Annotated in this window: 20 protein-coding genes and 1 tRNA gene; 17 read left to right on the forward strand and 4 right to left on the reverse strand. The window is 49.3% G+C overall.

Annotation, left to right across the window (positions count from 1 at the left end; genetic code table 11):
• Window positions 1-39 precede the first annotated feature (39 nt).
• The 10 genes from Mcas_RS06885 to Mcas_RS06930 all read left to right on the forward strand — a co-directional run bounded on the left by Mcas_RS06885 (window position 40) and on the right by Mcas_RS06930 (window position 13,899).
• Window positions 40-351 (forward strand): hypothetical protein, encoded by a 312-nt coding sequence (locus Mcas_RS06885; RefSeq protein ID WP_040334782.1) that lies wholly within the window; start codon window positions 40-42, stop codon window positions 349-351.
• A gap of 100 nt (window positions 352-451) precedes the next feature.
• Window positions 452-901 carry a flagellar protein FlaG gene (locus tag Mcas_RS06890; RefSeq protein WP_040334783.1) on the forward strand — a complete coding sequence of 150 codons (450 nt, stop codon included), beginning with the start codon at window positions 452-454 and terminating at the stop codon, window positions 899-901.
• Window positions 902-1,072: 171 nt separating this feature from the next.
• Complete coding sequence (locus tag Mcas_RS06895) at window positions 1,073-3,142, forward strand: glucosyltransferase domain-containing protein (RefSeq protein ID WP_040334784.1); 2,070 nt, start codon at window positions 1,073-1,075, stop codon at window positions 3,140-3,142.
• A 160-nt stretch (window positions 3,143-3,302) separates the two neighbouring features.
• A complete protein-coding gene (locus tag Mcas_RS06900) occupies window positions 3,303-3,815 on the forward strand; it encodes an NADH-quinone oxidoreductase subunit B family protein (RefSeq protein WP_040334785.1) in 513 nt (170 codons plus the stop codon).
• A 404-nt stretch (window positions 3,816-4,219) separates the two neighbouring features.
• Window positions 4,220-4,309: transfer RNA gene (locus Mcas_RS06905), tRNA-Ser, on the forward strand.
• A gap of 542 nt (window positions 4,310-4,851) precedes the next feature.
• Complete coding sequence (gene typA / locus Mcas_RS06910) at window positions 4,852-6,654, forward strand: translational GTPase TypA (protein ID WP_040334786.1); 1,803 nt, start codon at window positions 4,852-4,854, stop codon at window positions 6,652-6,654.
• Window positions 6,655-6,665: 11 nt separating this feature from the next.
• Complete coding sequence (gene carB / locus Mcas_RS06915) at window positions 6,666-10,013, forward strand: carbamoyl-phosphate synthase large subunit (protein ID WP_040334787.1); 3,348 nt, start codon at window positions 6,666-6,668, stop codon at window positions 10,011-10,013.
• A gap of 308 nt (window positions 10,014-10,321) precedes the next feature.
• Window positions 10,322-10,537 (forward strand): type II toxin-antitoxin system HicB family antitoxin, encoded by a 216-nt coding sequence (locus Mcas_RS06920; protein WP_040334788.1) that lies wholly within the window; start codon window positions 10,322-10,324, stop codon window positions 10,535-10,537.
• A gap of 128 nt (window positions 10,538-10,665) precedes the next feature.
• The gene (locus tag Mcas_RS06925; RefSeq protein ID WP_040334789.1) at window positions 10,666-11,121 is read left to right on the forward strand and encodes a tellurite resistance TerB family protein; all 456 of its coding nucleotides are present in this window, start codon (window positions 10,666-10,668) and stop codon (window positions 11,119-11,121) included.
• Window positions 11,122-11,250: 129 nt separating this feature from the next.
• Window positions 11,251-13,899: a calcium-translocating P-type ATPase, PMCA-type gene (locus tag Mcas_RS06930; RefSeq protein ID WP_040334790.1), complete on the forward strand. Its 2,649-nt coding sequence runs from the start codon at window positions 11,251-11,253 to the stop codon at window positions 13,897-13,899.
• Window positions 13,900-14,187: 288 nt separating this feature from the next.
• Here Mcas_RS06930 and Mcas_RS06940 read toward each other — a convergent pair whose 3' ends face one another.
• Window positions 14,188-14,781 (reverse strand): Panacea domain-containing protein, encoded by a 594-nt coding sequence (locus tag Mcas_RS06940; RefSeq protein ID WP_081853675.1) that lies wholly within the window; start codon window positions 14,779-14,781, stop codon window positions 14,188-14,190.
• Window positions 14,782-15,050: 269 nt separating this feature from the next.
• On the opposite strand from Mcas_RS06940, the gene Mcas_RS06945 reads away from it, so the two are divergent.
• From Mcas_RS06945 to Mcas_RS06980, 7 genes are all read left to right on the forward strand, one after another.
• Entirely contained in the window at window positions 15,051-16,583 is a 1,533-nt protein-coding gene (locus Mcas_RS06945) for a YifB family Mg chelatase-like AAA ATPase (protein WP_040334792.1), read from the forward strand.
• A 187-nt stretch (window positions 16,584-16,770) separates the two neighbouring features.
• Complete coding sequence (locus Mcas_RS06950) at window positions 16,771-17,160, forward strand: TRL-like family protein (protein ID WP_040334793.1); 390 nt, start codon at window positions 16,771-16,773, stop codon at window positions 17,158-17,160.
• 87 nt (window positions 17,161-17,247) lie between these two features.
• Window positions 17,248-17,496 (forward strand): TM2 domain-containing protein, encoded by a 249-nt coding sequence (locus tag Mcas_RS06955; RefSeq protein WP_040334794.1) that lies wholly within the window; start codon window positions 17,248-17,250, stop codon window positions 17,494-17,496.
• A gap of 286 nt (window positions 17,497-17,782) precedes the next feature.
• Window positions 17,783-18,553, forward strand: coding sequence for a YeeE/YedE thiosulfate transporter family protein (locus Mcas_RS16495; RefSeq protein ID WP_052566967.1), 771 nt, complete (start codon window positions 17,783-17,785; stop codon window positions 18,551-18,553).
• A gap of 11 nt (window positions 18,554-18,564) precedes the next feature.
• Window positions 18,565-19,326: a YeeE/YedE thiosulfate transporter family protein gene (locus Mcas_RS16500; protein ID WP_162176273.1), complete on the forward strand. Its 762-nt coding sequence runs from the start codon at window positions 18,565-18,567 to the stop codon at window positions 19,324-19,326.
• 332 nt (window positions 19,327-19,658) lie between these two features.
• Window positions 19,659-19,862 carry a DUF5397 family protein gene (locus Mcas_RS06975; protein WP_040334796.1) on the forward strand — a complete coding sequence of 68 codons (204 nt, stop codon included), beginning with the start codon at window positions 19,659-19,661 and terminating at the stop codon, window positions 19,860-19,862.
• Between the two features lie 3 nt (window positions 19,863-19,865).
• Entirely contained in the window at window positions 19,866-20,144 is a 279-nt protein-coding gene (locus Mcas_RS06980) for a virulence factor (protein ID WP_040334797.1), read from the forward strand.
• A 144-nt stretch (window positions 20,145-20,288) separates the two neighbouring features.
• On the opposite strand, the gene Mcas_RS06985 is transcribed toward Mcas_RS06980, so the two are convergent.
• Genes Mcas_RS06985 through hslV form a run of 3 tightly spaced genes read right to left on the reverse strand, consistent with a single transcriptional unit; the run spans window position 20,289 to window position 22,934 of the window.
• Window positions 20,289-21,044, reverse strand: a complete 756-nt coding sequence (locus Mcas_RS06985) for a septal ring lytic transglycosylase RlpA family protein (protein WP_052566969.1) — start codon at window positions 21,042-21,044, stop codon at window positions 20,289-20,291.
• Window positions 21,016-22,356 carry an ATP-dependent protease ATPase subunit HslU gene (gene hslU / locus Mcas_RS06990; protein ID WP_040334798.1) on the reverse strand — a complete coding sequence of 447 codons (1,341 nt, stop codon included), beginning with the start codon at window positions 22,354-22,356 and terminating at the stop codon, window positions 21,016-21,018. The genes Mcas_RS06985 and hslU overlap by 29 nt, the downstream gene beginning before the upstream one ends.
• Window positions 22,356-22,934 (reverse strand): ATP-dependent protease subunit HslV, encoded by a 579-nt coding sequence (gene hslV, locus Mcas_RS06995; protein WP_156033230.1) that lies wholly within the window; start codon window positions 22,932-22,934, stop codon window positions 22,356-22,358. The genes hslU and hslV overlap by 1 nt, the downstream gene beginning before the upstream one ends.
• Window positions 22,935-23,231 lie beyond the last annotated feature (297 nt).

Here is a 23,231-nt window from a genome sequence, read left to right on the forward strand (position 1 = left end):
ATTTGAAGGGTTTATCTCAATGGCAAGGAGGTAGGTTATATGGTAGGTGCAGTGAACAACCAATCGCTGTATACGTACAGCAGTAACATCAAGGAAGAAAAGACCGAACGTCCGCAAGAAGACTTGAAGGAAAAAGGCAATGGTGGCGCCACAAGCGCTGTATCCGTAAGGCTCTCTGATGCTGCCAGGGAACTGTATAAGTCCGGTGTGTCAACAGAAGAGGGTGATGCCTCAAACGCTGCAGCAAGCGCGGCCGGTAGTGGAACGGGCAACAAAAATACCAGCTCCGGCAATACCTCCGTGGATGCCGCTGAAGAAATAAAAGAGAGCCTTGTTAATGCTATCTCATAAATTCAAATATGAAGGTGAGAGTATAAGGTGAAATGTAAACCTAAATACAACGGTAGCCCAGAATGCAGTCGGGAATATAAATTCAGGGAGGTGAGGCCATATGGAAATCAGGGGCTTTGACGTAAGCTCAACAGTGGTTATGCGTCCCGTTCAGGCAACAAAAAAACCGCCCGAACGTAAAGATGCAGCACCTGACGCTATACAGGAATCAAATAATAAGGAAGTTGTGGTATTGTCAGATAACACCCCTGATAATGCGCAAGGCGTTTCTGTTGGGGAAAAAGCCAGTATAACCGCTAAAAACGCCGAAATCAAAGAGGAAGATGAGCGTGCCAATCAGGCAAAGAAAAAGGCGGAAGAAGAAAAGAAACTGCTTGACAAAAACTTCACCAAGGCATATTTTGCAGTCGATGACAAAACTGACAGCGTGGTGATACGAATAGTCGATCGTGAAGGAAAACTCTTAAGACAGATACCGCCTGAAGACTATCTTAAGATGTTGCAGACAATGAAGAAAAACATTGAAAGTATCTTCTCTACGAAAGCATAAAGACCTTAAAGACGGACAAGTGCTATCTTTAAGGTCTTACCCTATATATTGCCGCAACTCCTGCCGGCGGAACGCAACTGCCAATATCAACCGCCTAATGGCATAAAATCAGGATGTATCCAAAAGGGAGGAAATCCAAAAAATCGCTCAGAGGACTGAAAAGGGGAGTTGTTGTTAAACATTCGTAGTTTTATAGTATTTTTCTTATCGGCTGTCTTTGTACTCTTCCTTGTTTTTTCGTCGTATCTTCTGCTGCCGTCAATATTTCATGACAACGCCAACTTCATAGGTGACTCCCTGGAGACTTCCTTTAAGGGCGAATGTTCCAACTATAATGCCTTTAAGCTGTCATTAAAGATAGGGCGTCCTTTTTCTTCCTTTATAGAGTGCTATCTGTTTAGGCATGTGGGGTCTGTCGGTGACTTGCAAAAGGTAAAGGCTGCTGTTGTCTTGATCTACTGTGTTGGGGTGGCGCTGTTGACGCTGCTGTTACAGTGGCAGGGGATGACGCCAGTTGTGGCATTTCTTGTCAGCGTGTCAATTTTCATGTTGCCGGGGCCGCAGTTTCATGTCTTTCTGAGCTGGCCCCCAAGTGCCATGGCCCCTGCTATGGCGTTGTTGAGCTATATGCTGTTTGCCCAGACTTGGCTGGTGAGGCCCCCTGACGCCAAGACCCTCGCCACATGGACAGGCAAAACGGCTTTAGCCTTTGTGCTGTTACTCATAACCATGTTTACGTATCAGGCTCATGCGTTCTTTTTCCTTGTTGGTAGTTTCGTAGCAGTCGGTGCAGGGGCGGCGGAAGGGAAAGACTCACACACTCAAGTGCGTCTGACCACACGTCTGATTATTCGAGACGTCTTCTTCTTTGGCATTAACAGTGTCGTGTACTATCTCAACAATAAACTGTTCATCCCCGCAAAATACAAGGCACAGATTCTTGAAGAGATCAAGCTCGACCCCGATTACAGAGTGGAAATCTCCATAAATAACCTGCTCCAAAAACTCTCGCCCCTGGTGCATGACTTATTCCCTATTGTATTTAACTTCTGGAGTATATATTTGCCCAAGGTTGTTGGCTACGTCGTGTTTCTGACGGTCACTGTTTTGCTGACAGGTTTGTTGATAGTCTCTGTCAGAAAAAAACGCTTTCACACAACCATTGTAATTGTCTATGCGGTAGCGTTGTCCCTTTTCATCCTGGCGCCATGGATACTGACCCCTACGAAGCTGGTACTGAGGCGATTCCTGTTTGCGGAGATGGCCTTTGCCCTGTTGCTGATACACTGGATGTTCAAATCTCTGCTAGGGGCAATCACCCAAGACCACAACAGGCAAAAGACGGCCACCATCGCTTTTGCTATCGTGCTTGCCGCATATGGCGCCATCACTTCGTCGTTTAACGTCACCCTCAATGCAAGGAACTCAAACACGGAATTCATGTTTATAAAAAACACCATTGCCCCCTTTGTGAACAAACCCATAACACGCATTCATGTGGTCAAACCCCTGAACAACGAAACCGGTTTCAATGGCAGGGGGAGTATTGGCGATGAGTTTAACTGCAATGCCACGGCATTCACCCAGGACATACAGTATGTGTTGAGTGCGGCCCTGATCGACCTCAAAAGCCCTGTCACTGCCGTGAAGTATTGCCTCTCCCAGGAGCCTTCCATCTGCGCCGATGACACCCCCGACAATACCATCATCGCAACGGTGTCAGAACCGGGAGCGCCAACCTGTGCGTCAAAAAACACCGTCTTTATCGATATGAACGCCCTGTTAAACACCACGGCCACCACCAAGGTGCCCATAATCCCTCTGGAATATCACAAGCCCTGTCAGAGTGAACTGATGAGCGTTGTTAGCGAAGATAACACCAAAAAGACGGTTAAATACGCATTTGACTACTCCGCCACAAAGGATGACTTCTGGGAGGCCTTGATCGACAGGCCAATACCGGCGAATATAACGTTTTACAAGCCTCGGGCGATAACAAAGTACTCCATATCCAGTGGAGAGGACTCAGGAAAGATGCCAATATCATGGGAGTTTATGGCCCTGGACGAAAACAACTCATGGGTGTTACTGGACAAGCAGACAGACACACAGAGGTGGGCACCGTCTCAAAAGAGGGTCTTTCCCCTTGCAAACACCAGGGAGTACAAACAGTACAGGTTCATGTTTATAAAGGGTCAACACATCCAGGTGCTGAGAATATACGAAATAGCATTCGAATAGAGACATCAATAGTGTTTCTCTAATGCTATTGCCCTGCCCATGGTGGTACTATGGCAACAAACACATGGAAAGTGATATAATCTCAAGTATGTACATAATTGACTGTGAACAATTACTGGTGGATATTTATGCTAAATTTTATGTCCGCAGATAGTTGGGCATGATAAAGATACTTCACCAGATATTTCGCACGGGCATCGTGACGGAGCCACTTACCCGATTGTCGGATGCAACCATTGTCAACGATACGGTTGACAGGCTGGACGAGGCCATGAAGCGGCGTCTACGACAGAGCCTCACCATCAGGCAGGTGGATGCCGGCTCCTGTAACGGCTGCGAGCTTGAGATACACGCCATAAACAATCCCTTCTATAATTGCGAGCGATTCGGGATTCACTTTACCGCCTCACCTCGGTTTGCCGACATGCTCCTGGTCACAGGGCCGGTGGCAACAAACATGGAAATCGCCCTTATCAGGACGTACAATGCCACACCGGCGCCAAAACTCGTGATCGCTGTAGGGGATTGCGGTTGCAACGGCGGGATTTTTGGTATCAGCTACGCCAGCCTCGGCGGCATCGACACGGTCATCCCCGTGGACGTCTGCATCCCCGGATGTCCGCCAACTCCGGAGGTCATCCTCAATGGCATACTACGCTCAATCGGAGGATAGAAAAACACATCTTCTTTATTTTGACAATGTCATATTTAAGTAAACATGGGGATTGTCTGAACCAGGATTGATCACTTTGCTTCCTACGGTCGCAGGGCAGATGAAAGGATTTACAGGAAAAAACATACGGTTTTCTTTAACCTAAATCCTGATAATCTCCGATAATCAAATCGCTCCTTACAGTTGCCAGGCCGTTAAATCGTGGTTCAGACATCTTTAATTGCAGAGATTGGAATATGACATTGTCAAGCTAAGACGAGGTTTTTTATTTATAAGTTTCTTGTGCAATAAAGACTAAAATATACCTTCATCACAGCGGCTTTCTATGTGTAATGTGTAATTTAGGATTTGACAATACCATATGAGTTTTGATATACTATTACAAGGTAAGCTGTTACACACACGGAGAGGTTTCCGAGTGGCTTAAGGAGCACGACTGGAAATCGTGTGTGGGTTAATCCCCACCGAGGGTTCAAATCCCTCCCTCTCCGCCAAATAAGCCGGACTACGAGAGTGTCAAAGAGTATCATACGGTATCACCCATCCAGCGGCCCACAGGAGACCGTATGCCTCCCCCTGAAGTATCTAAACGGCTGGTTGTTTAAAATGGTTCTTTCGTATTTCATATGGGTAATTTTTTCTACCCTTGTAAAATAACCCTCCCCTAACCCCTCCCATAAAGGGTCGGGAATATGACGATGTCTCTCTAACCTCCCTCCCCTTGTGGGAGGGAATGAGGGAGGGGGATACCTCATTTACCCACTCACTTTAAGAAAGAGCCTGTTTTTTATAAACTCAGGAATGAGTATACTTTTACGTATCTTGGATTCCTGGTCAAGCCAGGAATGACACACTTGGAAAACGGCTGTAACTGTCATTCCTGTGAAAGCAGGAATCCATGCCTTTTAACCGTGAAATAAATTTTACCCTGCTTTTTTAAGAGGATACTGGAGATATTACCTGCTGGCTGAAACGCATAAGATGTGCTATAATACATCACACAGAGATATTTAATAATATTTACAGAAGGAAGGGCATGAAGCGACAAGACCTGAGAAACATAGCAATAATAGCACACGTAGACCACGGCAAGACCACGCTGGTTGATGCCATGTTTAAGCAATCCGGCATATACAGAGACAACGAACGGGTGCCGGAACGAGTTATGGACAATATCGACCTTGAGAGGGAACGCGGTATCACCATCATGGCAAAGAACACGGCCGTCTACTACGAGGGCGTAAAGATAAACATCGTAGACACACCCGGCCATGCGGACTTTGGCGGGGAGGTCGAGCGCACCCTCAAGATGGTTGATGGCGTGCTCTTGCTCGTTGACGCCTCCGAAGGGCCGTTGCCGCAGACTAGGTTTGTCCTCAAGAAGGCCCTTGAGTTGGGTCTGCCACCCATTATTGTGGTCAACAAGATAGACAGGGCCGATGCGCGCATACAGGCCGTAATCAACGAAATATTTGACTTGTTTATCGATCTTGACGCCGGTGAAGGACAACTGGAGTTTCCGATCATATACACCAACGCCCGTGCCGGCATTGCAATGCGTGAGCTGGGCGAGGACTCAGACAGTCTCAAGCCGTTGTTTGAGACCATACTCAGGACAATCCCTGCCCCCGATGACCTCAAGGACAGTCAGTTACAGGTGCTGGTGACCAACATAGACTACAACGACTACGTTGGAAGGCTTGCCATTGGCCGTATCTTCTCCGGCACGGTCAAGGTGGGCGATCACGTATCGATGGTAAAGAACACCAAAGAGATAATCAAGACCAAGGTCACTTCCATGTACACGTTTGAGGGCCTGGACAGGATCGACACAAAGGCGGCTTTCTGCGGGGACATCATCGCACTGGCGGGCATTGAGGGCATAAATATCGGCGACACCATTGCCGACTACGAAAACCCAAAGGCCATGCCCACGATCCACGTCGATGAGCCTACGATATCGATGGTGTTTTCGATCAACACCTCGCCCTTTGCCGGCAAGGAGGGCAAGTACGTTACGTCAAGAAACCTGCGTGACAGACTCACCAAGGAGCTTCTGTACAACGTCTCGATACGCGTAAACTTTGACAACATGGATTCCTTTGAGGTCATGGGTCGTGGCGAGCTGCAACTGGCCATACTCATCGAAATGATGCGTCGTGAGGGCTACGAACTCTCCGTGGCCATGCCCACGACCATCCTCAGGGAGGTAAACGGGCAGGTGCATGAGCCGATGGAGATACTTGTCATCGATGTCCCCGAGGACTACGTGGGCGTGGTCAGCAAACTCATCGGCATGCGAAAGGGGCGGATGTACAAGATGAACAACAACGGCTACGGCAGGGTGCGACTCGACTTCCGGATACCATCGCGAGGGCTGATAGGGTTTCGCAATCAGTTCCTGTCAGATACGCGTGGCACGGGACTGATAAACCACCTCTTTGACGGCTATGAGCCGTGGCACGGGCCCATTACCAAGCGTCAGACCGGGGCATTGGTGGCGGACAGGACGGGAAGGTCTACCGGGTATGCCCTGTTTCATTTGCAGCCCCGTGGCACGCTCTTTATCCGTGAAAACACGCCCGTGTACGAAGGCATGATAATTGGCGAAAACTCCAAGGAAAGCGACATCGACGTCAATGTAACAAAGGAGAAGAAGCTCACCAACATCCGTGCCTCCGGCTCAGACGATGCCCTTTTACTCATCCCGCCGCGCATGATGAATCTGGACAACGCCCTGGAGTTCATAAAGGAGGACGAACTGGTAGAGGTCACACCCAACTCCATCCGCCTAAGGAAAAAAGTCCTGCAGGCAAACAAGCGCCCAAAAAATCACTAGGACGAGGTAAAATGCCTAAACGAGCTGACATAAAAAAGATACTTCTGATAGGTTCCGGGCCAATAATAATCGGCCAGGCGTGCGAATTCGACTACTCCGGCACCCAGGCCTGTCATGCACTGACCGAGGAGGGCTATGACGTGGTGCTGGTCAACTCCAACCCGGCCACCATCATGACCGACCCCGACACCGCAGGGGCCGTATACATCGAACCCCTCAACGCCGCTACGCTGGAACTGATCATCAAACGTGAGCGTCCCAATGCCCTCCTGCCAACGATGGGTGGACAAACGGCTCTCAATCTCACCGTAGACCTGGCCAACCTCGGAATCCTTGACAGGTACGGCGTTGAACTGATCGGCGCCAACCTCAAGGCCATCAACAAGGCCGAGGACAGAAGGCTGTTCAAGGAAGCGATGAAAAACATCGGCCTCAACGTCCCCACAAGCGGGATCGTTGTCTCCTTCGAGGAGGGACTCAATGTCATCAGGGACGTTAAATTCCCGGCCATCCTGAGACCGGCCTTTACGCTGGGGGGCACCGGAGGCGGGGTTGCATACAACATGGAGGAATACGAAGACCTCCTCAAAAAGGCACTCAGTCTCAGTCCAAAGCACCAGGTACTGGTTGAACAATCGGTCATCGGATGGAAGGAGTACGAGCTTGAGGTCATGCGAGACCACGCCGACAACGTCGTGATAATCTGCTCGATTGAAAACTTCGACCCCATGGGCGTACACACCGGCGATTCAATCACGGTGGCGCCTGCCCAGACACTCACTGACAAGGAGTACCAACTGATGCGTGATGCGGCCATTGCCATTATCCGTGAGATCGGCGTGGACACCGGTGGGAGCAACATCCAGTTTGCCATCAACCCCAAAGACGGTCAGATGATGGTCATCGAAATGAACCCGCGTGTCTCACGCAGCTCTGCCCTGGCAAGCAAGGCCACGGGTTTTCCCATTGCCAAGATAGCCGCCAAACTCGCCGTGGGTCTGCGCCTGGATGAGATACAAAACGACATAACAAAAGAAACCCCGGCATCCTTTGAGCCGACCATAGACTACGTCGTTACCAAGATACCGCGCTTTACCTTTGAGAAGTTCCCCGAGGCACAGACCACGCTCACCACGCAGATGAAGTCCGTAGGCGAGGTCATGGCCATCGGAAGGACGTTTAAGGAGTCCTTACAGAAGGCCATCAGGAGCCTCGAAAACGACACATACGGCTTTGAGAAGGCGAACACAAAGGTAGATAATAAGCTCACCATAGCATCCAGGCTAAAGACGCCCAACAGCGAAAGGCTCTGGTACGTAGCCGATGCACTGCGCCAAGGAATGACCGTGGAGAGGCTGTACGAAATAACGAATATAGACCCGTGGTTCCTGAACAACATCCTTGACATCGTAAAGATGGAGCTGGAGGAGCTTATAACCATTGAAATACTACCTCTCGACAGTATCGACACCAAATTGAAATTCAATGATGAATATGCAGGTCAAGCGCTTGTGAGAAGGGCCAAGGAGTATGGCTTTTCCGACAGGAGGCTGGCCTATCTGTTTAGCGTGACCGAAAAGATGGTCAGGGATTATCGGAGGCTCCATGCTATTACGCCCGTCTACAAGATGGTTGACACCTGTGCAGCCGAGTTCAGGGCGGTCACGCCATATCTATACTCGACGTATGAGCGACCGTTTTATAGGCTCACGGATGATGGCCAGACGCAGCCATCAGCGCAGTGTGAGGCCAATCCCACGAGGCAGAAGAAGGTTGTGATCCTCGGATCGGGGCCAAACAGGATCGGCCAGGGCATAGAGTTTGACTACTGTTGTGTACATGCCGTCTATGCCCTAAAGGAACTGGGTTATGAGACCATCATGGTCAACTGCAATCCCGAGACGGTCAGCACCGACTACGACACCTCCGACCGCCTCTACTTTGAACCGCTGACGATAGAGAACGTGTTGGCAATCATAGAGCTTGAGCGTCCCGAGGGTGTGATCGTCCAATTTGGGGGGCAGACGCCGCTTAAGCTGGCGGTTCCGCTTGAGTGTGAGGGCGTGCGCATACTTGGCACCTCCCCCGACGCCATTGACAGGGCCGAGGACAGAAGGCGTTTCAGCGAACTGATCCACAAGCTAGGTCTGAGGCAGCCACGCAGTCGCACGGCCATGACCGTGGCAGAGGCCAGGGTGGCAGCAGCTCAGATTGGATATCCCATAATCGTTCGTCCCTCCTACGTCCTTGGTGGGCGGGCGATGGAGATCGTCTACGACGAGGACTCACTCGTTGCCTACATGGAAAGGGCAGTGAAGGTCTCCCCGGAGCATCCCGTGCTCATAGACATGTTCTTAGAGGACGCTATCGAGGTGGACGTTGACGCCATATCGGACGGCAAGGACGTCGTTATTGGCGGGGTCATGCAGCACATAGAGGAGGCCGGAATACACTCGGGCGATTCGGCCTGTTCGTTGCCGCCCTATTCCCTGTCTGACGCTACGGTAGCCGAAATAAAGCAGCAAACTAAGGCCATTGCCCTTGAGTTGGGCGTTGTGGGGCTTATGAACATCCAGTTTGCTGTGAAGGACAACCAGGAGCGTCCTGGAGCGGTAAAGAACGAGGTCTGGATACTGGAGGTCAACCCCCGTGCGTCGCGCACGATCCCCTACGTCAGCAAGGCCACGGGCGTGCCCCTTGCCAAGATGGCCGCAAAGGTCATGGCGGGCAAGACCATCAGGGAGCTTGGCATTGACAGGGAGCGGGTATTGCGTCATGTGGCGGTCAAGGAGTCGGTTTTTCCCTTTGATCGGTTCAGCGGGGTGGATATTCTGCTTGGGCCGGAGATGAAGTCAACGGGTGAGGTCATGGGGATCGACAGCGATTTTGGTCTGGCCTATGCCAAGGCGCAGGCATCCAGTTACAACAGCATCCCTATAGCCGGCTCACCCGGCAAGATTTTCATAAGCGTCCGTGACAGAGACAAGGTGCCGATTCTGGAGATTGCCAGGGCGTTGAAGGCCAACGGGTTTTCACTGATAGCCACACGCGGGACGGCTGCTTATTTGTCAAGTGACGGTCTGGAGGTCGAGGTAATCAATAAGGTCATTGAGGGTCGTCCCCACATCGTGGACAGCATCAAGAACAAGGAGATCAGTTACATCATCAACACGGTCTCCGGCACTCAGGCCAAAGCGGATTCCCACTCGATCCGGACAGCGGCCCTTCAGTACAAGGTCCCGTACTCAACAACCGTAGCCGGTGCCAGGGCACTCGTAAACGCCATAGAGATGCTCAAGTCCAAGGAATCTGGCATCAAAACCATTCAGGACTATCACAGAAGCATCCAGGTCGGCTGAAGAAACCCCTCATGAATAGGAGTGTTAATTATCATAAGAATTAACACTAAAAGATGTCTGAACCACGATTTAACGGCCTGGCGGATGAGGCAGTTCGTAATATTGACAAAATATTGTGAGAAATTATAGAATACTCAAAGTATGAGTATAAAAGGTGTTTTTGAGCGCTGTGCCATCTCTTACAAAGAGGCTATCACAAGTATTGTTAAAACAGGTACTGCCAATAAAAAGATAATATCTCAATTCTTTGGTTTTATCATTGTCCTGAACTTGCCAAGTATGTGACAGAAGGAGGAGATACAAATTTTATGCACAACGAATTTACCGTAGTAATAGAAAGAGATGATGAGTGGTATATAGGGTATTGCCTTGAAATACCTGGTGCTAACGGACAAGGAAAGACATTGCAGGAGTGTAAGCAAAGCGTTGCAGATGCCATTGCTTTAATACTGCAAGACAGAAGAGAGGATGCCTTACGAGGGGTTCCGGATGATGCGTTAAGAGAGACAATTGCCATTGCATGAAGCGTAATGCTCTTTTGAAACATTTAAGAAGACATGGTTGTATTCTTATGGAAATTAATAATTAGCTTGCAAATAAAGATATGCAACAATCTATCAATACCTAAGATTAATCAGGAGGAACAAAAGACATGGGATTTTGGGACAACTTAAAAGGCAGTATGAACCAGATGAACGACTCGCTGCGCGGTAAGATTTCGCAGTTCAAGAACTCGGACTTTGCAAACGGTGCAATGGCTATGTGCGCCCTTGTTGCCGCGGCAGATGGCAGTATCGATACGGCAGAAAGACACAAAACAGCGTCCTTTATCATGGCCAATGATATGCTCAAGGTCTTTCCTGCCTCTGAGCTGAGGGACAAGTTCGACCTCTACTGCGACAAGTTGAACAAGGACTTCGATTTTGGCAAGATCGAGGCAATCCAGACAATAGCAAAGCTGAAAAAGAAGGAAGACCAGGCCAGGGCGGTAATTCAGGTAGGAATCATCATTGGCGGGGCCGATGGCAACTTTGACTCCGGTGAAAAAAAGGTAGTCAGGGAAGCCTGTAACGCCGTTGGGATAAACCCGGCAGAATTCGACCTGTAATGTGATATCAGGATTGAGCATTACGGGGTCAAGGGGACTGGTCCCCTTGCGGGGTGGGTCTGAGGGAGGGGCGGAGCCGCCTCCCTTCTTCTCCCCTCTCTTAATTTATTGTAATGTAAGGAGTAAAGCATGAAATTTAGCTATAGTGGGCTTGATACGGAGTCTGTTGAGAGGTCGAGACAACAGCATGGCTCAAATCAACTGGCACCCCCTGAGATAGAGGGGTTTTGGGAGAAGTTCCTGGGCAACTTTAAGGACCCGATAATCATCATCCTGTTGGTGGCGCTGGGGATTATTACGGTGCTGGCGGTGTTTGGTTTTGCTGCGTGGTATGAGGGGGTGGGCATAGCAGTGGCCGTCTTAATAGCGACCTCCGTTGCCACGCTCTCGGAGCATAAAAACGAAACCTCTTTCAGAAACCTCCAGGAAGAGGCATCGCAAATCCTGATAAACGTCTTTCGCAACGGCCATATCACCGAAATCTCCATCAACGACATAGTCGTGGGCGATTTCGTCCTCCTGCAGCCCGGTGACAAGGTCCCCGCAGACGGTGCATTGGTGGCGGCTGAGGGCACCCTCAACGTCAATCAGGCCGCCCTCACGGGTGAAGCCGATCCCGTAAAGAAAAAGGTACCCCCCGACGATTACATCCCAAAAGAGTTAAACGACCTGGCAGACCCATACGCCCTCTACAGGGGGGCAGTTATTGAAGACGGTGAGGCCGTCATGAAGGTCAGCGTCGTAGGGGAGAACTCCCTGTATGGAAAGCTCGTAAAGGAACTCGATGCAGAGGACAGAGATACTCCGCTGCAGGTCAAACTCAACGCCCTGGCAGAGGGTATCAGCAAGTTTGGCTACTTTGGGGGTACATTTATTGCCCTGTCGTTCTTGTTTAAAAAGGTCTTGATGGACAACGGATTTGATGCCGCCAGGATTTCTGCCTACCTCTCTCATTGGCAGACGTTTATGCACGACGCCGTTACGGCCGTGATCCTGGCCATTATCATTATCGTGGTAGCCGTCCCCGAGGGGTTGCCGATGATGATCGCCATTGTGCTCTCTATGAACATGAGAAAGATGCTCAGAGAGAAGGTACTGGTCAGAAAGCTCCTTGGTATAGAGACCGCAGGCAGCATCAACATCCTGTTTTCGGATAAGACCGGCACCATCACAAAGGGACAGATGGAGGTGTCACAGTTCATGACGGGTGATGCGAACAGTTTTAGCGACTTTGATAGTGTCCCGGCACCAGTCAGGAAGCTGTTGACCCTGTCCATAAAGGAAAACACCAGTTGCGTCATCAACGCCAGCGAGGGTAAGGTCAATGAGATCGTTGGGGGCAATCGCGTGGAAAAGGCCCTGATGCGATACATATTTTCAGCACTCCTGCAAGATAACAACGTAAAGCTGAACCGGACAATCCTATTTAGCAGCGACAAGAAGTTCTCCGCTTCGGAGATTAGCATGGCTGGCAATATATATACCCTCGTTAAGGGTGCCCCGGAGATCATACTGTCGGGCTGCCGGGGGTACTACGACAAAGACGCCAGGGTCGTTGACATGGACAAGGCATCTTCGGCTGCCCTGGCGCAGAAGATAGACGAACTCTCCAGGCGAGGCATGAGGTTGATAGCGCTGGCGATATCGGAAAAACCCATAACGGATGACTCCATGCCCACGGGACTAAAGCTCCTGGGGATCATAGCCATCAGGGATGAGATACGCCCCGAATCGGCCGAGGCCATCAAGCTCGCCCACGAGGCCGGCATCCAGGTGGTCATGATAACCGGTGACAAGCGTGAGACGGCAGAGGCCATTGCCAGAGACATCGGTCTCCTGCAACGCCCCAACGACCTCATCATGACCTCCGAGGAAATAAACAAGCTCTCCGACGAAGAACTCGCCCAACGCTTGCCCGATCTCAGGGTGGTGGCCAGGGCGCTGCCTACGGATAAGAGCCGGTTTGTGAAGGTTGCCCAGGGTCTCAATCTGGTTGTGGGAATGACCGGCGATGGCGTCAACGACTCTCCGGCGCTGACAAAGGCCGATGTGGGCTTTGCCATGGGCAGCGGCACGGAGGTGGCCAAAGAGGCCGGCGATATCGTCATCCTCGATGACAACTTCCTCTCCATCACAAAGGCCGTGTTGTATGGCAGGACCATATACAACTCCATCAGGAAGTTTATAGTGTTTCAGTTGACGGTGAGTTTTTCGGCCATTATGACGTCGTTTCTGGGGCCGTTCTTTGGAGTTGACCTGCCCTTTACGCTGGTGCAGTTGTTGTGGGTCAACCTCGTGATGGACACCCTTGCCGCATTGGCATTCGGCGGAGAGGCCGCGTTGCAAAGGTACATGCACGAAAGACCCAAGCAAAGAGAAGAGTCCATTATAAGCAAGGACATGTGGTCATCGGTGCTCGTCAATGGGACTTTTACGACGATTGTATGTATACTCTTTTTAAAGAGTGCGCTGATAAAAGGGCAGTTCAGTTCTGATGCCGCCTTTTTGACGGGGTTCTTTGGCTTCTTTGTCTTTATCCACAACTTCAACAAGTTCAACGTAAGGACGGAGCTGCTGAATCTCTTTGATCACATACTTGACAACAACAACTTCCTCAAGGTTGTGGGATTGATCTTCACAGTTCAGATAATTTTTACGTACTTTGGGGGCAGCGTCCTCAGAACGGTCGGATTGTCTGCCAGTGAGTGGCTAATTCCACTTGCATTGTCGGCGATTATCATACCGGTGGATTTGATCAGAAAGGCGCTAAGGGGGTAATTGAGCGTAAGAGTATGATTGGGGGGGCTGAGATATGCCCCCTTTAAGGGTTAACTATCCCTTATAAGCAGCTTGCGATACTTCATAGGGAACGTTTAGCCCCATTTTGGATTCTCTTAAGTAAATCAGGCGATACGGGGGTTTTAGTTTTATCTTAGGATCGATTTGATTTGTTCCATCACGTAACAACTGTTCAATTTTTGATGACTCTATAAACAGTGGATCAGCATAAGTGATAATTTCCAGATTTAGGAGTATAAATAAGAAACGCATCAGCCAAAGAGATCATTATCTCAGGGGAGATAAGAACATGTCTCTGATACTGTTTAAGTCATCGATCTCTTCAGCAAAGAGCTTTATATCTTCAGCAGATAATTTAAGTGCCTTTAAAATATCTTCAACCGGAAGATCATCATAAAAAGATAACCCTGGGGCTTTCCATTCAGGGCAATCATGATGACAAATCTGTATCATTTGTTTAAAATTGTAAGACTTATACCTTTGGTCTATTTCTTCAATAAGGCTTATCTCTCTTTCACTTAATTCATCAAATAATTCATCCAACAAATCCGTATCGATTTTCAAAGAAACATAATAATTATGTGTTAAGACGACATGATTCCAGAGATCAGAATTTACTTGATTACGAATTAAATTATAAGTCCTGCTTAAAACAGGGCCGTTTGACATTGAAACATAATTATCTCCGGTTAATGGTCGTCTCCACCGCAAAAGGGCTTCCCGATCCACCAGGTAAAGCAGCTTTAAAAGCTTTGTATAGTTCATAGAACCACCGTTTAATTTCAACAACAGGACAGTAATGGCAGTGGTTTTTTTCTCGTTAAACCTGAATTGTATCATAACCTCTGTCTGTGTCTCCATACCTATTACTGTAACATACTCAACAACGACTTGTAAACTCAAGCAACAATTTGGTTGACAAAGACAATAAGGTTGTGGGATTGAATCTTCACCGCTCAGATAATTTTTACGTACTTTGGGGGCAGCGTCCTCAGAGCGGTCGGATTGTCTGCCAGTGAGTGGCTAATTCCACTTGCGCTGTAAAAAATCCTGTCAGGAAGAAAAAAATGCTTGCCATCCGATTCAACAATTTATTATACTACCACGAAACAGATATTTAGGAAGGTGAGATGTTATCAAAGGTGATCAGTGCGACGATTTATGGAGTAGATGCCTGCCTCATAGACGTCGAGGTTGATATAGCGGCAAGGGGGATGCCGCATTTTTCAATCGTGGGATTGCCCGATACATCGGTCAAGGAAAGCAAGGACAGGGTACGAGCTGCCCTCAAAAACGTTGGATTTAGTTTCCCCCTCAAGCATATAACCGTCAACCTCTCGCCGGCCGATCTGCGAAAGGAGGGTTCGTCGTTTGACCTTCCCCTCGCCGTTGGCATCCTGACCTCAGAGGGCGTGATTGCGGCAGGAACACAGAGCAATTACCTGATTGCCGGTGAACTGTCACTGGATGGCACGATAAAACCGATCAGGGGTACGCTCTCCATGGCCATAGCCGCACGTGACAATAACCTCTCCGGCATAATCCTCCCCTACGAAAACGCCAGGGAGGCCTCCGTGGTCAATGGCCTGGCCGTCTACGGGATGAAAACCATAGTTGATCTGGTTGCGTTTCTGAGCAACAACAACGGTGTTGAACCGCTTGTCACGGACCTATCAAAGGTCCTGGATGAGTACTCCAGCTACGAGGAAGACTACTGTGACGTCAAGGGTCAGGAACACGCAAAGCGCGCCATCGAAGTGGCCACCTCCGGAGGACACAACGTCCTGATGATAGGCCCCCCCGGTTCAGGCAAGACGATGCTCGCCCGACGCTTGCCAACCATAATGCCGCTTATGACCTTTGAGGAAGCCATCGAAACAACCAAGATACACAGTGTCTCAGGGTATCTCAGAAGCGATGTCCCCATCATCGCCCGACGTCCCTTTCGTTGCCCACATCACACGATTTCGGACGTTGCCCTCATAGGTGGCGGCCAATCGCCACGTCCGGGGGAGGTGTCGTTGTCGCACAACGGGGTGCTGTTCCTGGATGAACTGCCGGAGTTCAAGCGCAACGTCCTGGAGGTGCTGCGTCAACCCATTGAAAACGCCGAGGTCACCATAGCACGCTCGGCGGCTACCATCAGTTATCCGGCGTCGTTTATGCTGGTGGCGGCCATGAACCCATGTCCCTGCGGTTATCTCAACGACACCAGACGTCAATGTACGTGCTCGACGGCGGCAGTACACAGGTACAGGGCAAAGATATCCGGTCCGCTGCTGGACCGTATCGACATCCACATTGATGTCCCGGCCCTGCCCCCGCATGAGTTGTCCTCTGTCAAGGGTGCCGAAACTTCGGCTGAAATACGTAAGCGGGTGATCGCCGCCAGAAAAATGCAGATAGAACGATTCAAAAAAGACCACATCTACACAAACAGTCAGATGAAACCCCGACATATCAAAAAATACTGCACCCTGGATACCGATTCCCAAAACCTCATAAACGCCGCCATGGAACACCTCGGACTCTCCGCCCGCGCCTATACGAGAATTCTCAAGGTATCAAGAACCATAGCAGACCTGCACGGCAGCGACCATATACAACCACATCACCTCTCAGAGGCCATCCAGTACAGGAGCCTCGACAGGGAAACTATATAGGGCCTGCGCACTGCTGCCACGCAATATAGCGATTTTCGATTGCATGCGATACAAAGAAAGTGCCTTAAATCCTGCTAACCACGGTTGATTGTGGTGCTACCCTTTCATCGGGGGGTTGACAAAACGGATATGTTAGTTTAAACTATAAACTGTTTTTTAAATAAAGCAATATATTTGGAGGAATATTATGCAGAGAAAATCCGGGTGGGTGAGACCCACTACAGTAGCAATGGTACCTGTTGCAAACACAAAGGGGATGCGATCCACAGTAGCACTGTCAGCGGTGTTGGCTCTGATGCTGATGCTCCTGAGCAGTTGTGGGTTTGTTGCAGACGGCCCGTTTGGATGGATATACACCGATACAAAGGTGCCCGTATATATGGGAACAGCACCAACAGGGTCTAAGAGCGGAAGGGCATGTATTCATTCCTTCTTTGGTGCAATCTCCATAGGGGATGGCAGCATAGAAACCGCAATGAAAGATGCCGGCCTCAAAGGAGTCTATACCATTAATAAGGAAAACCTGAGCGTGCTAGGTACCTATACCAGACAGTGTACCCTGGTAACAGGTGATTAACATAACAGGACAATCAATGCTCCAAGCATTGAGAGAGCCTTTAAGGGTTGGAGCAATTACGAAAATAAACAATAGAAGGAGGTGAATATGGTGGATAATGAAGCTGCAGTAACAGAGTCCAGTAAGAGTCGCTTAATAGCGCTGCTACTGTGTTTTATGTTTGGCTGGATGGGAGCCCACAGATTCTATGCCAAGAAAATCGGAACAGGCATAGCAATGCTGCTTACAATGGGTGGCTTTGGACTATGGGTGTTTTATGACATAATCCTGATCCTGGCAGGTAAGTTCAGAGATGCTGATGATGTCTGTATAACAAGTTGGAACATGAACATGTAGTTTGAGAGATATCCGCTTTTCTTGACACAGTTTAGATTGGGTGGCGCAAATGGGGTGGCGCATATTAATAATTGTCCACCCCGCTTGCTTTTTGTCTTTTTTTTTCATGTAGATTGTTTACAGTAACTTGTTGTATAATGAAACCAGTGGATATGGTCAGGCTGGGCTCGTTGAGGTTCCTCATGTGCTCAGTTCAGTGCGGTTTCCAGGCATCTGCGGAGATTGGAACAAAAATAGCCTGAATCAGAAATAAGGCAAGTTAGAGAAATATTCGGTAGAGTTGGTTATGCAGTTAAAAGATAAAGATGGCGTAAGTAAAACGTTTATAGTGGCAGCGTTAGTTCTTCTCATAGTTGGGGCCGGTGTATCGTTTCACCTGAGACAGGGCTGGCCATTAGTTGTGCTGTTCTCAATTCTTGTGGTGATTCAGCCTGCGTGGTGGTCTATGCTCATACTTGGCCTTGTTTATACCATATATTTACACAGCGGCTGGCCACTTTTAGGGTCGGCGTTTTTTGCAATCCTGGGTAAGCCAAAGAGATGGTGGCCCATACCGGCAGGCATAGCATTTGCCCTCGTAGAGGTGCTGTCCTTCTACCTCTCGGAAAGACCCCTGGGCATCACAAGAGGATATACGGTCATGGGGGCTATTGCCACCAAAATCATAGACCCCAAACATCTCGACAAGGTAGACTACTGGAGCATATACGAGCCATATATAGATTGGACAATTGCCCTTATCTTAGGCATAATCATTGGCAGCTTCCTGTCGGCCAGGTACTCGGGCGACTTCAGACTCAACGCCGTGCCCGAGCTGTGGAAACAGTCACGGGGCAAGTCGGTTGTCAACAGATGGTTGTGGGTGTTTTTGGCCGGCATAATGATGGGCTTTGCGGCAAGAATAGGCGGCGGGTGTATCAGCGGTATGTTAATATCGGGTGCTATACAGCTGGCACCAAGCGGATTTATTTTTATGATGAGCGTATGGATAGGAGGCGTCTTTACTACCTTCCTGTTCTACAGAAGCAGGACCATAGTGGTCAGAAGAGAAGAGTAGTTATGATGGACATGGAATTTATAGGAATGCAGGAGTTGATCAAGAGGCTCGTAAGCGTATTTGATTCCTCTGCGATAGAGGGCATAAAGGGTGGGAGCAGCCTCTATGGCGGCTTGATCATAGGTTTGTTGTTTGGCGTCGTACTGCAAAAAGGCAGACTCTGCAAGTACGACATAGTGACAGGGTTGTTCAGATTGCAGGATTTTACGGTCTTTCGTCTTGGTACCCCCATACTTATGGTTTCGATGGTGCTCGTGTACCTCCTTACGGACATGGGATATATGGAACTGCACGTACCCAAAACTGTAATTGTCCCCCAGATCGCAGGTGGTTTGCTATTTGGGGCGGCAATTGCCATTATGGGGTACTGCCCCGGTACTGCTGCCGGGGCAATTGGCGAGGGTTCCCTCGATGGCATTCCCGCCATTCTGGGCATGATTGTGGGGGCAGTGATCTACGCAGAGTTCTTCCACAATGACCTGGCAGAGACGTTTATGACGTGGGGAACCGTTGGGAGGGGGACGTTCCCGGATATCTTTGAGATCAATCACTGGTACCTCATCGTCCTGTTCTTGCTCATGGCAACAATGTTCCTCTTGATGACAACAATGGTTGACTGGATGATCATCTTTCTGCGGAGAACCTTCAACATGTTTCAAGACCTCACCGTGACTATGGAAGAAAAACTCCCCACAGAAAAAAACGATGATAACAAAGGAGTTAATCTAAAAAAAAAACAGGTACAATCAAAAACGATAAAAAAGAAGAACTAACCCCATACAAAAAAAAAGCAAACGCCGCTAAAAAACTGAAAAAAAACCTGTTCGACATATTCCATAACTCCGACTGAGTCCCCGTGGGGTGCATAAAAAAGTGGTTGGTAATGGATTCCTGCTTGCGCAGGAATGGCATGTATGGGCGTAAAATGCCATTTTCTGTCATTCCCGTGAAAACGGGAATCCATTTTCAAAAACAGCTTAAACGCCTGTTTAGGAAAAAGTGTAAAGACATATTAGACAATAACTCCAGAACACCAACTAAAAATTTATGCACCCTCCCCGTGCGGATTCTTTACATTTATTATCTGTTGTGATACAATAAGGGGATGAAAGCTATAGGCAATGACCTTGTAGGTACATGGCGTCGGTTTGGAGAAATTGGTCCGGTCTATGAGATTATCAGAGCTGGTAAGGTATCACCAGATGGTAGGCGATTTATGCGTATTAAGGTACTAGAAAGTGATGAAGAAGTCGATTACCCTCTGGCAGATATTTTAGAAGACCCTTTAGAATATCCCAGGGAACTGTAATTAATGTTTGCCATTGCCTTCGACCTTGTGGTAGCTGATACCTCCGAGAACCACCCTAAAAGTGTGCGCCAAGCGTATGCCGACATTGGTAACATCCTATCCAGCTATGGTTTCATCCGAGTGCAAGGCAGTCTCTATACAAATAATTCGGAAGACCTCGCTAACTTGTTTGCCGCTGTTATGGCGCTTAAGGCGTTGCCGTGGCTGCCCTCATCCGTGAGAGATATCCGTGCCTTTCGCATTGAACAATGGTCGGATTTTACCAAAATTGTAAAGACCTGAGTTGGGTAGCACTCCAGTCCGGTGTGTTCACATCGTTTAAGCATAGTAACAATGCCATACTACGGAAATATAAAAGTGCCTTAAATGCTGGCAATCACGGTTGATTGTGGTGCTACCGAGAAGCAGAACCGCCCTTTTCTTGTGTTAGTCGTCAGTGACGAGGGTGTCGTAGCCTTCCTCGGCCAGGGTCTTGGCAGTGGCAATGGCTGATGCCCTGTCCTTATACCTGCCAACCCTCACCCTGTGAAACGTCTTTGAGTTGACGCCAGCCTCCATGATGAAGACGCCTTCGTACTGTAAGTCGAGTGCCTTTTTAAGCCTGAGGGCGTTTTGCTTATCCTCAAAGGAGGCTATCTGAACGGTGTACTGGCCCTTGGCGAGCTTATCTGAGACCTTTATGTACTTGACATACTTGCTGTCCCTGCCCAGGTACTCTACCTCAACCACCCCCACACCCTGCCCGATAAGGCCAATCTCCTTGGCCGCCCCATAGGAGAGGTCGAGGTCTCTGCCCTCTACAAATGGACCCCTGTCGTTGACCACAACCGAAGTCGAAGTACCGGTCTGTGGATTGGTTACGTTGATACGTGTACCAAAGGGGAGGGTCTTGTGCGCTGCCGAGTAGGCATACATGTCATAAATCTCTCCGGAGGCCGTGGGTTTACCATGAAAGTCGAGTCCGTACCAAGAGGCTATCATTATGCCGCTGCCCTGGGGGAGCTTGCTTACATCCGGATACTTGGGGTGCGGTGTGGCAGGAGTCAGGCGCTCATAACCACGAACAGGCTTCCTGACTATTACCGTCTTTGTGGTACATCCTGCCAGGATAACGCCCAATAAAAGTATGAGTGTCCACTGCGTCAGTGCCCACTTACAGGATATACCTGCTGAGGTCTTCATCCTTGACAATGTCGGAGAGCTTAAGCTTTACATAGTTGTCGTCTATATAGAGATTGCCTTTTTCGAGGTCAGGACACTCAAAGGATATATCCTCAAGGAGCTTTTCCATGACGGTATGCAGGCGTCTGGCACCGATATTTTCGGTTCTTTCGTTGACTGTGGAGGCAATGCCGGCTATTTCGTCTATAGCGCTGGTCATAAACTCAATGTCGAAGGCCTCCGTGGCCATCAGGGCAACGTACTGTTTGATCAGTGCATTGCTTGGCTCGGTCAGTATGCGTATGAAGTCTTCCTTGCCCAGTGCCTCAAGCTCCACCCTGATGGGAAATCTGCCCTGCAGCTCAGGGATGAGGTCCGAGGGCTTTGAGACGTGAAACGCACCGGCTGCTATAAACAGTATGTGGTCGGTCTTAACGGGGCCGTGTTTGGTGGTGACCGTTGTGCCCTCCACAATGGGCAGGAGGTCTCGCTGTACCCCCTCGCGGGAGACATCGGGGCCGTGCGATGACCCTCGGCTGGCTATCTTGTCTATCTCATCGACAAAGACGATGCCATTTTGCTCGGTTCGTGTAATGGCCTCCTTGGTGACCATGTCCATGTCTATCATCTTTCCGGCTTCTTCTTTTACGAGGTGGTGAATGGCATCGGGGACCTTCACCTTCTTGCGCTTGGTCTTGTCGGGCATAAAGTTGCCAAGCATATCCTTGAGACTGATTTCGAGGTCCTCCAGACCGATGTTTGATATGACACCGAATGGCATTATTTTTTCCTTTACCTCGATATCGACGTACTTGGAGTCCAGTTTACCCTCTCTGAGTTTTTCTCTGAGTTTTTCGCGTGTTTCGCTGTACTTTTCTTTTTCTTCGGATGTTTGTTGCTCATTTCTGTTGACCCTGACCTGGGGTAACAGGATGTCGAGCATTCTATCCTCGGCAAGCACCCTGGCGCGCTCCTGTATCTTTTCGAAGTGTTCTTCCTTGATCATGTTGACGGCCAACTCGGTAAGGTCACGGATCATGGACTCCACGTCGCGTCCCACGTATCCGACCTCGGTAAACTTGGAGGCCTCCACCTTTATAAAGGGCGCACTGGCCAACTTTGCCAATCTCCTGGCAATTTCGGTCTTGCCAACCCCCGTGGGGCCAATCATGATAATATTTTTGGGTAACACCTCATCCCTCAGCTCTGTTGACAACTGTTGTCGCCGCCACCTGTTGCGTAGGGCAATGGCCACGGCCTTCTTTGCCTTATGCTGCCCTATGATGTATTTATCAAGCTCACGCACAATCATACTTGGTGTCAGATTATCCATTACAATTCCTCAAAGTTTATATTTTTGTTTGTGTACACGCATATATCAGCGGCAATCTCCATTGCCCTCTGCGCAATGTCTCTGGCCCCCATAGAGGTATGCTCACAGAGCGCAACCGCCGCCGCCTCGGCATAAGGGCCGCCCGAACCAATGACGGCAACAGCCTTATCTGGCTCTATGACATCACCATTGCCGGATATTATCAAGGTAACATCTTTATCGGCAACCAGCAGCAATGCCTCAAGCCTCCTCAGTATCTTGTCCGTCCTCCACTCCTTGGCAAGCTCCACGGCTGCACGTGTCATGTTGCCCCTGTAGGTTTCCAGCTTGGCCTCAAACTTCTCAAACAGTGTAATGGCGTCCGCCGTTGACCCGGCAAAACCAGCCAGCACTTTGCCCGAGTACATCTTTCTGACCTTTCTGGCATGGTGCTTTAACACCGTGCTTCCCAGTGTGACCTGACCATCACCGGCCATAACAACATCGCTCTTTGTCGCTTCAGCGCCATTGCGGCCTTGCCTGCGTACACAGATAACCGTCGTGCCATGTATCTGGGGTAATCTATCTGACATGTTCATATGATAACAGAAACCTTATAAAAAAAAATACAAGCCGAATTGGTATTCTCTTAAAAAAGCATGTAAAATTAACCTCACGGCTTAAAGACATGGATTCCTGCTCCCTTCCCTGTTCAAGCCAGGGACATGGTTCAAGCCAGGGACATGGTTCGCAGCAATGACAGTTACAACCGTTTTCCAATTGTGCCTGCCCCTGGCTCGAACAGGGGTCATTCCTGGCTTGACCAGGAATCCAGGATGCGTAACAGCATAGTTACCATGAAATATAAAGAGGATACATAAAACCCTCTATTATCG

It is taken from the genome of Candidatus Magnetobacterium casense, from assembly GCF_000714715.1.
Lineage (GTDB): Bacteria > Nitrospirota > Thermodesulfovibrionia > Thermodesulfovibrionales > Magnetobacteriaceae > Magnetobacterium > Magnetobacterium casense.

Coding starts and splice junctions, on each gene's coding strand:
- Mcas_RS06885 (WP_040334782.1), top strand. CDS start 40: ATGGTAGGTGCAGTGAACAACCAATCGCTGTATACGTACAGCAGTAAC.
- Mcas_RS06890 (WP_040334783.1), top strand. CDS start 452: ATGGAAATCAGGGGCTTTGACGTAAGCTCAACAGTGGTTATGCGTCCC.
- Mcas_RS06900 (WP_040334785.1), top strand. CDS start 3,303: ATGATAAAGATACTTCACCAGATATTTCGCACGGGCATCGTGACGGAG.
- typA (WP_040334786.1), top strand. CDS start 4,852: ATGAAGCGACAAGACCTGAGAAACATAGCAATAATAGCACACGTAGAC.
- carB (WP_040334787.1), top strand. CDS start 6,666: ATGCCTAAACGAGCTGACATAAAAAAGATACTTCTGATAGGTTCCGGG.
- Mcas_RS06920 (WP_040334788.1), top strand. CDS start 10,322: ATGCACAACGAATTTACCGTAGTAATAGAAAGAGATGATGAGTGGTAT.
- Mcas_RS06925 (WP_040334789.1), top strand. CDS start 10,666: ATGGGATTTTGGGACAACTTAAAAGGCAGTATGAACCAGATGAACGAC.
- Mcas_RS06930 (WP_040334790.1), top strand. CDS start 11,251: ATGAAATTTAGCTATAGTGGGCTTGATACGGAGTCTGTTGAGAGGTCG.
- Mcas_RS06940 (WP_081853675.1), bottom strand. CDS start 14,781: ATGGAGACACAGACAGAGGTTATGATACAATTCAGGTTTAACGAGAAA.
- Mcas_RS06945 (WP_040334792.1), top strand. CDS start 15,051: ATGTTATCAAAGGTGATCAGTGCGACGATTTATGGAGTAGATGCCTGC.
- Mcas_RS06950 (WP_040334793.1), top strand. CDS start 16,771: ATGCAGAGAAAATCCGGGTGGGTGAGACCCACTACAGTAGCAATGGTA.
- Mcas_RS06955 (WP_040334794.1), top strand. CDS start 17,248: ATGGTGGATAATGAAGCTGCAGTAACAGAGTCCAGTAAGAGTCGCTTA.
- Mcas_RS16495 (WP_052566967.1), top strand. CDS start 17,783: ATGCAGTTAAAAGATAAAGATGGCGTAAGTAAAACGTTTATAGTGGCA.
- Mcas_RS16500 (WP_162176273.1), top strand. CDS start 18,565: ATGGAATTTATAGGAATGCAGGAGTTGATCAAGAGGCTCGTAAGCGTA.
- Mcas_RS06975 (WP_040334796.1), top strand. CDS start 19,659: ATGAAAGCTATAGGCAATGACCTTGTAGGTACATGGCGTCGGTTTGGA.
- Mcas_RS06980 (WP_040334797.1), top strand. CDS start 19,866: ATGTTTGCCATTGCCTTCGACCTTGTGGTAGCTGATACCTCCGAGAAC.
- Mcas_RS06985 (WP_052566969.1), bottom strand. CDS start 21,044: ATGAAGACCTCAGCAGGTATATCCTGTAAGTGGGCACTGACGCAGTGG.
- hslU (WP_040334798.1), bottom strand. CDS start 22,356: ATGGATAATCTGACACCAAGTATGATTGTGCGTGAGCTTGATAAATAC.
- hslV (WP_156033230.1), bottom strand. CDS start 22,934: ATGAACATGTCAGATAGATTACCCCAGATACATGGCACGACGGTTATC.